Genomic DNA, 13706 nt, shown 5'->3' with positions numbered 1-13706 from the left:
CTATCCGCCGCTCATTCTCATCAGGGAACCCGACCATGACGCGTGTCGCGCTCTATGCCCGCTACTCCGACGAGAAGCAGCGTTCCGCCTCGATCGAAGACCAGTTCCGCATCTGCCGCGAGCAGGCGAAGCGCGAGGACTGGCAGGTGGTCGGCACCTATAAGGACGCAGCGATCTCGGGATCGAGCGTGATCCTGCGACCGGGCATCCAGACGCTGCTGCAGGATGCGCAGGCAGGCCGGTTCGACATCGTGCTGGCCGAGGCTCTGGATCGCATCAGTCGCGACCAGGCGGACGTCGCCACACTGTTCAAACACCTGAAGTTCGCGGGCGTGCCCATCGTCACGCTGGCCGAGGGAGAGATTTCCGAGCTTCATGTCGGCCTCAAGGGAACGATGAACGCCCTGTTCCTGAAGGACCTCGCGGCCAAGACCCATCGCGGGCTGCGCGGGCGTGTCGAGGAGGGCAAATCCGGCGGGGGGCTGTGCTTCGGCTACAAGGTGGTGAACCGGATCGGCGATCGGGGCGAACTCGTCCGCGGCGACCGCGAGATCGACGCAACCGAGGCGGAGGTGGTGCGCCGTATCTGCCGCGACTACGCCGCCGGGATCAGTCCGCGCGCCATCGCGAAGGCGCTGAACGACGAGAAGGTGCCCGGTCCCGAGGGGCGGGCGTGGAACGACACCACGATCCACGGTCATGCGAAGCGCGGCACCGGCATCCTGAACAACGAGCTCTATATCGGTCGGCTGGTCTGGAACCGGCTCCGCTATCTGAAAGACCCGTCCACCGGCAAGCGCGTCTCGCGGATCAACCCGGAAGCCGAATGGATCATCACCGAGGTGCCGCATCTGCGCATCCTCGACGACGACCTCTGGCAGGCGGTGAAGACGCGGCAGGCCGCGACTTCGGAGAAGTATGCCAATGTCGGAGAAGGCGTGCGCCGCCATCACCGGCAGAACCGCCTCAACGGCACCCACCGGCCGAAGACCCTGCTGTCGGGCCTCGTGTTCTGCGGCTGCTGCGGCGGTCCCTACGCCATTCGCGGCTCCGACCGCTTCGCCTGCTCGACCCACGCGACCAAAGGCACATGCGACAACAGCCGGACCATTCCTCGGGAGGAGTTGGAGAACCGGGTTCTGGCCGGGTTGAAAGACCGGTTGATGACGCCGGAAGCGGCCGAGGCGGCGGTCCGCAGCTATGCCGAGGAGCTCAACCGGCTGAACCGGGAGCATCGCGCTAGCACTGCCGGTTGGCAGAACGAGCTGGCCAAGATCGACAGGCAGATCGCCCAGATCGTCGAGGCCATCGCCGACGGCATGTATCATCCGTCGATGAAGGAGAAGATGACCGGGCTGGAAGCCCGCAAACACGAACTGACCGCCTTGCTCGCCGATGCCCCGAGGGACATGCCCGACATGCTGCCGAGCGCGGCGACCGTCTATGCTAGGAAGATCGCCCGGCTGATCGAGGCGCTGAATCAGCCCGAGGAGCGGCAGGAGGCCGCGGCCACGATGCGGGTGCTGATCGAGAAGATCGTGCTCACACCAGGCCCGAACCGGGGCGAGATCGACGCGGTGCTTTATGGGGAACTCGGCGCGATCCTGAACTGGATCGAGCGGCGGGACAGCGGGCAGACCGCAAAAAAGACAAAACCTGCCAATAGGTTGGCGGGATTGTCGGTCTCAATGGTTGCGGGGGCAAGATCTACAAACTGTTTCGCAATATCAAAGGCGATCATCCTACCCTGTCCAGAAATAGCCGACTGAGGCCTCGCACGCAACGGTCACTCAACTACGCGCCTTGCTCTGCCGAATTCAATCCACCCACCGTAACCTACAGCATAGATGAGAGCGTCCCGAATATCATCATCATCAATCGCGAATACAATGATACCCTGCCGTCCTGCCGGGATCGCCCGAAGCCCCTGTGCAATCTCGTCGCGCCTGTTCCTCTTGTGTGGGGTCACCGCAAGGCTGCCAATCACCTGCTCGATTTCGTCGAGCTTCGCTGCCGCGCCGGACGAACCGGCGTGGTCAGAGATCCACCCGGCAATCCAGTCAAGGTCGTCGGCAACCCACGGATGGAAACGAATGCGGTAGGTCACCCACCTGATGCCATCGCCGCGTCACAGGACCGCCATATGCGCCGGAGGAACCGCCTTTCTCATTTCACAATCCTAACCCACTGAACCAAATACAGGAATCCCGCACGGATGAACAATGCATCATCGCGCCGAAGCACGATTGATTGCTGGTTTCAGAGGTGAAAGGATCGGGCGATACTGCCTTCCCAACATCTCGGAGCCCCCATGTCGAAATCCATCGTTGCCGCCCTGCAGATCGGCTCCTCCCCCGAGGGGAAAGCCGCGACACTCGAACACATCCTTTCGTTCGAGACGCAGATCCGCGAGGCCGGGGCGAGCCTTGTGGTCATGCCCGAGGCCCTGCTTGGCGGCTATCCGAAGGGCGAGATATTCGGCACCTATCTGGGATACCGCCAGCCGGAGGGGCGTATGGCATTCGAGCGCTATTACGACAATGCCGTAGACGTTCCGGGCGCCGAAACCGGGGAACTGGCCCAGCTTTCCCAGCGGACGGGCGCCCATCTGGTCGTGGGCGTGATCGAGCGCGCCGGTAGCAGTCTGTTTTGCACGGCGCTCTTCTTTTCTCCCGCAGAAGGGCTTGTCGGCAAACATCGCAAGCTGATGCCGACCGGCACCGAGCGGCTGATCTGGGGGCAAGGCGATGGTTCGACCCTGCCCGTGGTGGAGACCCCTGCCGGCCGGATCGGTGCCGCGATCTGCTGGGAAAACCACATGCCGCTGCTCCGCACCGCGATGTACGCAAAGGGGGTCCAGATCTGGTGCGCGCCGACGGTGGATGAACGCGATATCTGGCAGGCCTCGATGCGCCATATCGCGCATGAAGGCCGGATGTTCGTCATCAGCGCCTGTCAGGTCCAGCCTTCCCCCGCGGCCTTGGGTGTCGACGTTCCGCATTGGGACCCCGCGCGCCCGCTTATCCAGGGCAACAGCGTGATCGTCGGGCCGCTCGGGGATATTCTTGCAGGCCCGCTGAGGAACGAAACCGGCCTGCTGACCGCCGGGATCGACCTGACCGACATTGTGCGTGCGCGCTATGATTTCGATGTTGTCGGGCATTACGCGCGGCCGGATGTATTCTCGCTGAACGTCGATGAGCGCACCAAGCAGACGGTGAAGTTTCAAAGCTGACAAGGGCGGCGCACTGTCACAGCCAACCGCAATGGGAACATTCATGCCCGCCTCCAACTCGGCAGGCATGACATGCTCCAATCTGGATGGAGCTCCCTTGAAAAGCGCCAGATCAACGTTGACTGCGAAAATCTGAACGGCCCGGACAACTGGACCTTCCATGCGAGACGGCCACGCCGCAATCATAACCCGGCGTTCAAGGTGAGCATAGCCACCAAAGACGATCACGCCAAGGATGGCGCAGCCATCAACAATCACGGGCAACATGCCAGCGGGAGCGTCGGCGCGAAACCCCAACGACATGCTCGCAATCCAGGACAGGATGGACTTCGGATTGCCCCGGATACGAATGCAGAGGGGGGAAGCGTGATGGCGTTCTTTGACGAACTCGCCTCGCTCTGCACCGGCGAGGTCACTCAAGCCTTGAAGGATCAGGACATCGACCGGGCATCCGGGGTCATTGCCGATCTGTCGACCATGCTCGGACGCAGCATCGCCCGTGTCGCGGGCGGGGATTCCGCCGCGATCGACCGGCTGATGACCGCCTCGGAAAACACGTGGCCTCCGAGGCCAGCGGTTTCGCCGCCATCCTGAACCTGCAGCACCTCGTGAAGGATCGGCGCAATGGCAAGAGGCAGGGGATCGGCCGGGCTCGTCGTCGGAGATGAACTGGCGTTCGAGGTCGACGGCGATCATCTGTGCATCGTTCTGGCCGGGATGCTCATGGGGTGCGCCCGCGTCACATCGCCCTCTGTCTCCCCGCTGCGCGCCCCGGCCGATCGGTGCGAAAGTATCGCGCAAGCCGAATATCCCCTCTGGAGCCCGGAATGTAGTTGAAGCGCTCCTTTATTTCCCTTGTGCTGTCGGTTCGTGCAAATATCGGCTCAATCCCTCTGAAATGCCGGATCGGCGATGCCCCTGAACGAGCAAACCATATCCCTCCAGATACTGGACCGGCCGACCAACCTGATTGCCCAGTTCGTGTTGACTGCGGGTGTCGTTCTGGTGGTCGGAATGCTTCTGATGGGCCTATGGGTCACCGCGGAGATCGAGGAGGGCGTGACCGAAAACGCCGGGGGCGTGACGGCGCTCTATGTCGATGCGGTCATTGCGCCGATCACTCAGGACCTGGCCGAGAATGGCGAACTGGAGGATGGCGCGCGGGAGAGGTTGGAGCACATCCTGCGGCAAGGGGCGCTGCAAGACGAGATATCGGCCTTCAAGCTCTGGGACAGGGGTGGGCGCATCGTCTACAGCGACAATCCGGCGCTGGTGGGGCGGGTATTCCCCGTCCATTTCGCCCTGTCCGAGGCGTTGGCGGGCCGTGTGCATGCCTCGGTTTCACGTTCGTCGCATGCAGAAGATGATTTCGGGGAGCATCCCCTGATGGAAGTCTACAGCCCCGTCCGGTCGGCCGTGACGGGCGAGGTGATCGCCGTGGCGGAATTCTACACCAGCGCGGACCCGTTGCTGGATCACTTCTTCCGCGCGCGGTTGCGCAGCTGGCTGGTGGTGGGGGCGATATCCCTTGGGATGTTCTCGGTCCTCTATGTGGTCTTCGCGCGCGGCAGCCGGGTCATCCGTCGGCAGAGGCAGGCACTGGATGTCCAGATCGGTCAGCTGTCGGCGCTGCTGGAGCGGAACCGGACACTGGCCCGGCGTCTGGAGCAGGCCAACCGACGGATCGCCGATGTGAACGAACGCTATCTGCGCCGCATCTCGGCCGAACTGCATGACGGGCCGGTGCAGCTTCTTGCTTTCGCGGCGCTGCGGCTGGACAGCCCCGGCCCGGTCCCGCAGGAACAGATCCGGCAGGCGCTGGCCGAGGCGATGCAGGAAATCCGAAACATCTGTGGCGGGCTGGCGATGCCGGAATTGGAAGGCTGGTCGGTGGCAACAGTGGCCAGGCGTCTCGTTTCCGCGCATGAGGCACGAACCGGCGCCAAGGTCGATCTGACGCTGGCCGTGGACCTGCCCGAGATGTCGCTCGACGCCAAGATCTGCCTTTATCGTTTCGTGCAGGAGATCCTGAACAACGCGGCGAAACACGCGCCGGGGACAAGGGTGGACCTTGCGTTGCGACGCATGGGGGACGGTATTGAGGTCGTCGCCCGCGACGAGGGCTCGGGCTTCGACGTGGAAGCGGAGACGGATGGTCTGGGCCTGCTCGGACTGCGCGAGAGGGTCGCGGGACTGAAAGGACAGTTTGACCTGCGCAGCCGGAAAGGTATGGGAACCACCGTCACCATGCGCCTGCCGGGCCGAACGGAGGAGGACATGCCATGATCCGGATATTGATTGCCGACGATCACCCGATCTTTCGCCGGGGGCTTGCCCTGACGCTGGCGGAGGCGGGCGATCTCGAAGTCTGCGGTGAGGCGGCCTCGGCGGAGGAGGCGATGGACCTCGCCGCGAGACTGACGCCCGACGTGGTCCTGCTGGACCTGTCGATGCCGGGTGGCGGGCTGACCGCGCTGGACGGAATACGGCGCGCCCAACCCGAGTTGCCGGTGGCGGTGCTGACGGCATCCGAGGACAATGAGGATGTCATGCGCGCGCTCCGGGCCGGAGCGCGCGGCTATATCCTGAAGGGATTGGGCAGCCGGGCGCTGGTCGAAGCGGTGCGCGACATCGCGCATGGCGAAAGCTATGTCGCGCCGAAGCTTGCCGCCCGCATCCTGTCGGAAATACGGATGGACGCCGAAGCGCCGTCTCACGATCCGGCGGATAGCGAACGCGGGCGCCTTCTGGCGCAGCTCACCCCGCGCGAGGAACAGGTGCTGGAACTCGTCGCGGCGGGCCTGTCCAACAAGGAAATCGCGCGCAGGCATGACATGCAGGAAAAGACCGTCAAACATCACATGACGCATATCCTGCAAAAGCTGCATGCGCGAAACCGGACGGAAGCGGCGATGATCCTGCGGGGAGAGCTGAAGCGGGGCGATCTGTAGGACTTTGGTCCGATGCGACCGGGCAATGGTCTTAGGCCAATTCTGCCGAGCGATTTTGTCAACTATCAGGGAAGCATCCGGTGCCGGACTTCTTCCCACGCCGGGACCGGGACGACATGACCGGCCGGTCTGGGGCCTGGCCGGTTTCAGCCAGACGGGGTGTGTCCGTCGAGCCGCACGGTGTCCCAACTGGAAATCCATGGCTCCGCCGTCGCCTCGCGGCGCGGCGCGCCGGTCGGACGCTGTCCGTCCGGTGACCGGGCCAATGCGGAAAGGAAACGCATATGAAGACCTTCGTTCTGGCCGGGTTCGGCCTTGCAGTCGGCATGGTATCGGCGGCGGCGGATACCATCACGATTTATTCCGGTCGTGGCGAGGCGCTGGTCGCGCCGCTGATCGCGCAATTCGAAACGGAAACCGGGCTCAAGGCCGAGGTCCGTTATGGCGGCACCGCGGAGCTGGCCACGCTCCTGCTGGAGGAAGGGGCGAACACACCCGCCGATGTGTTCTGGGCGCAGGACGCGGGCGCTCTTGGCGCGCTGGTTCCGGTCTTTGCCGATCTGCCGGCGGAAGTGAACGCCTCGGTTCTTGAGGCGTTCCGCAGCGATGCGAACAAGTGGGTGGCGACCTCCGGGCGCACACGGACGCTGGTCTATTCGACCGAACGTGTGCAGGAAGGTGATCTGCCCGCCAGCGTCAAGGACCTGACCGACCCGAAATACAAGGGCCGCGTGGCCTGGGCTCCGACGAATGGTTCGTTCCAGGCGTTTGTCACCGCCTTCCGGTTGACCGAGGGCGATGCGGCCGCGAAAGCCTGGCTGGAGGGCATGATCGCCAACGAGGCCAAGGTCTATCGCAACAATGGCACCCAGATCGAGGCGATCGCCAATGGCGAGGTCGATTACGGTCTGGTGAACAACTACTACCTTGGCCGCTACACGGCCGCGGACGCCGATTACCCGGTCGACCAGACCCATTTCGATGCGGGTGACATCGGCAATCTGGTGCTTGTCGCGGGTGCGGGCATCATCGGGGCCAGCGACAGCAAGGCGGATGCGCAGAAGTTCATCGACTTCCTGCTCTCGCCCGCCGCCCAGCAATATATCTCGCTGCAAGGCAACGAATATCCGGTGCGCAGCGGCATCATTCCGGCCGTGACGCTGGAAAGCCTCGACACGATCAACACGATCAGCCCGAAGGTCGATGTGAACCGGATCGGAGATCTGGAGGGCACGCTTGCGCTGCTGCGCGAAGTCGGGCTGCTTTGAGGCGCAGGTGAGCGCTTCGATTTCCCGACAGGGGGCGCGGCGATCCCGCGCCCCGCTGGTGCTGATCCTGCCGGCCCTCGCGGTGGGGCTGGCCGCCTGTCTGCCTGTCGTCTATCTGATCCTGCACGCGCTGGAGGCAGATCCCGCGCAACTGGCCGCGATCCTGATCCGGCCGCGCAACCTGACATTGCTGGGCAATACGCTGAAGCTGGTGGTCGTGGTGCTGGGCCTTGCCACGCTGGTTGCGCTCCCGATGGCCTGGCTGGTGACGCGCAGCGATCTGCGTCACAAGGGCCTCGTCACGTTCCTGATGGCGCTGCCGCTGGCGGTTCCGGGCTATGTAATGGCCTATGCGCTGCTGGGTCTGTCGGGCTACTACGGCTTCGCGCGACACTGGTTCGGCCTTTCGCTGCCGTCTCTGCACGGGCTCTGGGGCGCGGGACTGGCGCTGGCGCTTTACACCTTTCCCTACCTGTTCCTGAACCTTCGGACGGCCTTTCTCGGCATGGATCCGGCGCTCGAGGAAACGGCACAGAGCCTCGGCCGTACACGCGCCGCGATCTTCCGGCAGATCCTGTTGCCCCAGCTCTGGCCGGCGTTGCTGGGAGCCTGGATCGTGGTGGGTCTCTATGTGATCGGCGATTTCGGCGCGGTCTCGCTGATGCGCTACGATGTGTTCAGTTCCGCGATCTTCACCCAGTATGCCGGGGCGTTCGACCGGGTCTATGCCGCCTGGCTGTCGCTGATGCTGATGGCACTGACCGGGGCCGCGCTGCTGGCGCAGCATGTCCTGTCACGCAATCGCCGTTTTGCCAGGACCGGCACCGGCACGGCGCGGCGGTCACGGCCGGTGCCGCTGGGGCGCTGGCGCCACGCGGCGGGGGGCTTTGTCGCGCTGGTGGCGCTGGCCTCTCTGGGCCTGCCGCTCATGGTGCTGGGTCATTGGATGCGGCTTGGGCTGCCGGATATGAACCTTCTCCATCTTGGCCGCACCGCCCTCGGTTCGCTGGCGACGGCGGTTCCGGCGGCGGTTCTCGCCGTTGCGCTCGCCCTGCCGGTGGCGCTGCTGACCTTGCGTCATCCGGGGCCGCTGGCAACCATGATCGACCGGCTGGCGTATCTGGGCTATGCGACCCCCGGGCTGGCCTTCGCGCTGGCTCTGGTGTTCTTCGCCCTGCGAACGGCCCCGTTCCTGTATCAGAGCCTTGCGCTGCTCATTCTTGCCTATGCGATCCATTTCCTGGCGCTGGCCCTTGTGCCGCTTCGGCTGGCGCTGATGCAGATAGGATCCCGACAGGAAGAGACAGCCCGTTCTCTGGGCATTTCCCCCGCGCGGGCCTTCGCCAAGGTCGTGTGGCCACGGCTGCGCCGGCCGGCGGTGGCCTCGGGCCTGCTGGTCTTCATCATGGTCGTCAAGGAACTGCCGATCGCGCATCTTCTGGCCCCGACCGGCTGGCGCACGCTGGCGATGAATGTCTTTGGCCGCACCAGCGAAGGGATGATGGCCGAGGCAGCCCCCTTCGCCCTGGCCATCATCCTGTTCGCGGCGTTTTTCGTCTGTCTCATCCTGAAATATGAAGGGGCCACGGCCAGATGAGGTTTCCATGACCCATTCCCTGCTTTCCGTTCGCAATCTGACCCGGCGTTACGCCGCGCAAGGCCCGGCAGCGGTCGACGGAGTGTCCTTCGACCTTGCGCAGGGCGAGATCCTTGCCCTCATCGGTCCTTCGGGCTGTGGCAAGACCACGACGCTGCGGATGATCGCCGGGTTCGAGGCGCAGGATGCCGGGCAGGTTCTTCTTGCAGGGCGCGACATCAGCGGGCTGCCACCCGAGCTGCGCGGCATCGGCATGGTGTTTCAGGACTATGCGCTGTTTCCCCACATGACCGTGGCGCAGAACATCCTGTTCGGCGTTCGCGAGGGCGGCCCCGATGCCACGGACCGCTATCTGGACATGGTGGGAATGACGGGGTTCGGAGGCCGTTATCCTGACGAACTGTCGGGGGGCCAGCAGCAGCGCGTGGCGCTGGCGCGCAGCTTTGCGGCGGGCCCGCGGCTCATTCTGCTGGACGAGCCTTTTTCCAACCTTGATGCCGCCTTGCGCGGGGCAACCCGGCGCGAGATCCGGCACCTGCTGAAGGCGGCGGGAATGGGTATCGTCTTCGTGACCCATGATCAGGAAGAGGCTCTGAGCTTCGCCGATCGTGTCGCGGTAATGCGCGAGGGGCGCCTGCTTCAGACCGGGACGCCGCAGCAGGTTTACGATTGTCCGGCCGATACTTTCGTTGCAACCTTTCTGGGGCGTGCAAACCTGCTCACGGGGATGGTCATGGGCGGGGTCTGCGACACGCCGCTCGGCACATTGCAGATCGCTGCACCGGATGGTCCAGCTACCCTGTCGATCCGTCCGGAACATCTGCAGCTATGGCTGCCACAAGCGGGCGAAGCGGCAACGGGGCGGGTTTCGACGGTAGAGTTCAAGGGGCATGACTCCACCTATTGGATCAATTGCGCCGGAACCAATGTGCAGGTCGACGTCATGCGTGGCCCCCGGCTGGAAGAGGGAACCCCTGTCGTGATCGGAATTGCCGGAGATATTCATTGTATCGCCCGCTCTTGAATCAGCAAATTCGTCCGCTGTAAGCGCGCCGCCAGATCGTCAGGAGCGATCGCGAAATCCCATACCGACGTGCAGCCACCCAGTCCCTGCCGGTAACTCGGCAGGCTCTCCCCGATGGCTGGGGCCAGCACTCCGCGTGCTGACACTCACCTCCCTCGCTACGCTTGTCAGAGAAACCGAGTTGCCTCCGTGATCGACAGGCATGCCACCAATGGACATTGCAGGAGGCAGGCCGCCGCACCCGCCTTGAAGGCAGTGGCGACCCCGGCGGGCCACCACTTGCGGATTCAGGGCAGCTTGTAGGCGATGATGTAATCGCCCGGTCTCGTCCCGACGGAGCCATGCCCGCCCGCGACGATCACCACATACTGCGCGCCGTCCACCTCATATGTCATCGGGGTGGACTGGCCGCCTGCGGGCAGGCGGGCTTCCCACAGTTGATCGCCGGTCGTCACGTCATAGGCACGCAGATAATCATCGACCGCAGCCGCAAGGAAGGCGACCCCGCCGCGCGTGACGATCGGCCCGCCGATGCCCGGAACCCCGAGCTTCACCTTCAGCGGAAGCGGCGTCATGTCCCGGGTGGTGCCGTTCTTCTGGCGATACACCACGCTTTCGCTGCGCAGATCGGCCCCCGCGACGAAGCCCCATGGCGGCGCGAGGCAGGGCACGCCAAGCGGGCTGAGGAACGGCCCCATCTTGACACCATAGGGCGCGCCTTCGTTGCGGTTGATGCCCAGTTCACTCGCCGTTTCGCCGGGGGCGCGTTCGGGGATCTGCGCGCGGGGCACCAGTTGCGAGATGAACGGCAGGTAGGTCGGCATGCCGAACATGATCTGCCGTTCCGGGTCGACCGCGACGGAACCCCAGTTGAACACCCCGAAATTGCCCGGATAGACCAGCGTGCCGCTCAGCGAAGGCGGCGTATATTGCCCGTCGTAGTTCAGTTGCTCGAACCGGATGCGGCACCAGAGTTGATCGAAAACCGTGATGCCCCACATGTTCTCATCCCGCAGCATGTCGGGCCGGAAGGTCAGCTTGCTGATCGGTTGCGTGGGGGAGGAGAAATCCTCGGGGATCGCGCCGCCCGGCGCGGGCAGTTCCTCGCGCGGGGAAAGCGGCAGGCCGGTGCGTCGGTCGAGTACCCACAGGTCACCCTGTTTCGTCGGCCCGACGAGCGCGGGCACCACCACGCCGTCGCGGGTCAGGTCGATCAGCACCGGCTGCGCGGGCACGTCCATGTCCCACAGGTCATGATGCACCGTCTGGCGCACCCAACGCTTGCGGCCGATTTCGATGTCCAGCGCGACGATCGAGGACGAATGTTCCTCCACCGCCGGGGTGCGTCCCATGCCGAGCTGGTCCGGAACGCGGTTGCCCATCGGGATGTAGATCAGGCCAAGCGTTTCGTCATAGCTGAAGACCGACCAGCTGTTGGGCGAATTGGTCGTATAGGTCTCGCCGCCCGCGATGTCGATCGGGGTGGTGCTGTCGGGATTGGCGCTGTCCCAGTTCCAGATCAGCGCGCCGCTGTCCACGTCGAAGGCGCGGATCACGCCCGATTGCTCTTCGGTCGAGAAGTTGTCGTTGACGGCGCCGCCGATGATCAGCTTGCCCTGCGTCGCGACGGGCGGCGAGGTCGAATAGTAGTAACCCGCCGGATTGAACTCCATCCCCTGCTCAAGGTGCAGCGTGCCATTGTCGGCGAAGAAGCCGCAGACCGCGCCCGTATCGGCATTGAGCGCGATGAGCCGCGCATCCGCCGTGGGCAGGTAGACCCTGCGGGGACATTCGGCCAGCGCGCGGGCATGCAGCGCCACCTGTTCGGGCGTCGCACCCGCTGGCGCGGCGGCGGGCGCCTCCCACCAGGTCACGCCGCGGCAGGTCTGGTGCTGGCGGTCCGGGTTCAGGCCGGAATTCGCGTCGAAACGCCAGTTTTCCCCGCCGGTGCGCGCGTCGATCGAGATCGCGATGTTGTGCGGCGTGCAGACATATAGGCTGTCGCCGATCTTGATCGGGGTGACCTGATAGGTCGTTTCACCGATATCGTCGGGCCGCTTCACGTCGCCGGTGCGGTATTCCCACGCCGTTTGCAGATCCTTCACATTCGCGGGCGTGATCTGGTCGAGCGGCGACCACCGCTGGCCGAATCCGGTGCGGCCATATTGATGCCATTCCCCGGCCCCCGCCTCGTTGCCGGTATTGGCCTGTCCGTCGCGCATCTGGAAGGCCACGTCGCGCGTAAGCTGTCCCCGGATGGTCGAGGGCACCTGCAGCATAGAATAGCCCGCGACGACGATCGTCGCCGCCACGGCACCGGCCAGCGCCAGGAACGGAACCCCGTTCGCCGGGCCGACAAGGCTGTCGCCGGTCAGCCGCCGGCGCACGGCCGGAAGCAGAAGCGCAAGGCCCAGCAGCACCGGAAGCCCGCCGCGCGGCGCAAGCTGCCACCAGTCGAAGCCGACTTCCCATATCGCCCAGACAAGCGTCGCGGACAGGGTGATCGCGTAGACGACCAGTGCGCAGGCGCGCCGCCGGTACAACAGCCAGCCCGTTGCCAGAAAACCGACAGCCACGGCCGCGTAATAGGGGCTTCCACCCAGAACGATCAGCCAGATGCCACCCGCTCCGAGGATCGCCCCGGTCAGGACAAACAAAGCGGCAATAAAGATCACCATAATGGATATTCCTTGTGTCGTTGTGTTTGCGGCGCAGGCCGCGTGGCGCCAGGGCCGGATATGGGTTGCCGTGACAAAGAACGCGGCATCGAAAACGCATCCCCATTTTCGCGCGAGGATCGGTCCGGGTTGTTGGCATTTCGCCGACTGCTCTTGCGGGCATAAGTAACTTGCCTGTGATGTTAGCGCAACCGCATGGTGCGACTTTTTGTCCGTTGGGATGGCGTTGGCATTGTCGCAGAAGTCGCCATCAAGCAGGATTCTCACGGCGAATCCATGTGGTTAGTCTTCCGGCATGACTAAGCCCGAGCCTGCCAGCTACCGGACGACGAACTGGAAGTCCTACAATGATGCGCTGAAGCGGCGCGGATCTCTGCTGATCTGGCTGGACAGGGACATGGCGCGGCACAGCCCCAGAACCGGGGCAACGGGCGATCGCTGGTATTCAGCGATGAGAAGAATCGGAAAACAGTTCAGGGACTGTTTTCCCGACGAATGCCATCCAGTTCTGATGGAGTGGACACCACCGGCCGACGGCATCGCTATGTGCCAAGGTGGTGATGTCGAAATCGCCACAGAGGAAGGGTGTCCATGGAAGATATTACCATAGTCGGGGTTGATCTGGCCAAGAGCGTTTTCCAGGTCCATGCCGCCAATGCAAAAGGTCGCGCGATCACCAGGAAGCGGCTGCCGCGCACGCGCCTTCTGGCCTTCATGTCTGCGGTTCCGCCATGCATTGTTGCCATGGAGGCCTGTGCCACGTCGCACACTGGGCGCGAGAGTTGCAGGCGCTCGGTCATGACGTCCGCCTGATCCACCGATTCATGTCAAGATCCCATGAGGAGGAGACTTGCGCCTCTGGCTCTGGAAGAGTCGAGACGCCCACTTTCTCTATGGAGATCATTGCCATGCCGACGACAGAGACCATCACTGCCGCCAAGATCACGACGACC

General features: G+C 64.2%; 12 protein-coding genes and 1 pseudogene. 11 read left to right on the top strand and 2 right to left on the bottom strand.

The features are described from left to right. Nucleotides 1–35: 35 nt before the first annotated feature. Nucleotides 36–1769: a recombinase family protein gene (locus tag D2T30_RS13245; RefSeq protein ID WP_128209245.1), complete on the top strand. Its 1734-nt coding sequence runs from the start codon at nt 36–38 to the stop codon at nt 1767–1769. 17 nt (nt 1770–1786) lie between these two features. Here the strand turns inward: D2T30_RS13245 and D2T30_RS13240 are convergent, their stop codons facing one another. Next, nucleotides 1787–2107, bottom strand: a complete 321-nt coding sequence (locus D2T30_RS13240) for a type II toxin-antitoxin system RelE/ParE family toxin (protein WP_128209244.1) — start codon at nt 2105–2107, stop codon at nt 1787–1789. Between the two features lie 204 nt (nt 2108–2311). Between D2T30_RS13240 and D2T30_RS13235 the strand changes: the two genes are divergently transcribed. From D2T30_RS13235 to D2T30_RS13200, 8 genes are all read left to right on the top strand, one after another. After that, a complete protein-coding gene (locus D2T30_RS13235) occupies nt 2312–3235 on the top strand; it encodes a carbon-nitrogen hydrolase family protein (protein WP_128209243.1) in 924 nt (307 codons plus the stop codon). 72 nt (nt 3236–3307) lie between these two features. After that, nucleotides 3308–3829 carry a hypothetical protein gene (locus D2T30_RS13230; protein WP_128209242.1) on the top strand — a complete coding sequence of 174 codons (522 nt, stop codon included), beginning with the start codon at nt 3308–3310 and terminating at the stop codon, nt 3827–3829. Between the two features lie 30 nt (nt 3830–3859). Next, nucleotides 3860–4072, top strand: a complete 213-nt coding sequence (locus tag D2T30_RS13225; RefSeq protein WP_128209241.1) for a hypothetical protein — start codon at nt 3860–3862, stop codon at nt 4070–4072. 75 nt (nt 4073–4147) lie between these two features. Further along, complete coding sequence (locus D2T30_RS13220; protein ID WP_128209240.1) at nt 4148–5521, top strand: sensor histidine kinase; 1374 nt, start codon at nt 4148–4150, stop codon at nt 5519–5521. After that, a complete protein-coding gene (locus tag D2T30_RS13215; protein ID WP_128209239.1) occupies nt 5518–6186 on the top strand; it encodes a response regulator in 669 nt (222 codons plus the stop codon). Before D2T30_RS13220 ends, D2T30_RS13215 begins: the two co-directional genes overlap by 4 nt. A 284-nt stretch (nt 6187–6470) precedes the next feature. Continuing rightward, the gene (locus tag D2T30_RS13210) at nt 6471–7454 is read left to right on the top strand and encodes an iron ABC transporter substrate-binding protein (protein ID WP_128209238.1); all 984 of its coding nucleotides are present in this window, start codon (nt 6471–6473) and stop codon (nt 7452–7454) included. A 7-nt stretch (nt 7455–7461) separates the two neighbouring features. After that, the gene (locus D2T30_RS13205) at nt 7462–9051 is read left to right on the top strand and encodes an ABC transporter permease (RefSeq protein WP_241651269.1); all 1590 of its coding nucleotides are present in this window, start codon (nt 7462–7464) and stop codon (nt 9049–9051) included. A 7-nt stretch (nt 9052–9058) separates the two neighbouring features. Then, nucleotides 9059–10075, top strand: a complete 1017-nt coding sequence (locus D2T30_RS13200; protein WP_128209237.1) for an ABC transporter ATP-binding protein — start codon at nt 9059–9061, stop codon at nt 10073–10075. Nucleotides 10076–10362: 287 nt separating this feature from the next. Here the strand turns inward: D2T30_RS13200 and D2T30_RS13195 are convergent, their stop codons facing one another. Beyond that, complete coding sequence (locus tag D2T30_RS13195) at nt 10363–12753, bottom strand: glucose/quinate/shikimate family membrane-bound PQQ-dependent dehydrogenase (RefSeq protein ID WP_164884302.1); 2391 nt, start codon at nt 12751–12753, stop codon at nt 10363–10365. 295 nt (nt 12754–13048) lie between these two features. Here D2T30_RS13195 and D2T30_RS13190 point away from each other — a divergent pair. Both D2T30_RS13190 and D2T30_RS13185 read left to right on the top strand, forming a co-directional pair. Continuing rightward, nucleotides 13049–13206, top strand: a pseudogene (locus tag D2T30_RS13190) (IS5/IS1182 family transposase); the annotation flags it as partial. Nucleotides 13207–13344: 138 nt separating this feature from the next. Beyond that, nucleotides 13345–13566, top strand: coding sequence for a hypothetical protein (locus D2T30_RS13185; protein WP_128187708.1), 222 nt, complete (start codon nt 13345–13347; stop codon nt 13564–13566). Nucleotides 13567–13706 lie beyond the last annotated feature (140 nt).

This window comes from Paenirhodobacter populi (genome assembly GCF_004022215.1).
GTDB lineage: Bacteria > Pseudomonadota > Alphaproteobacteria > Rhodobacterales > Rhodobacteraceae > Rhodobacter > Rhodobacter populi.
The sequence above is the reverse complement of the archived record's forward strand: the minus strand, read 5'-3'. Positions and strand labels throughout refer to the sequence as shown.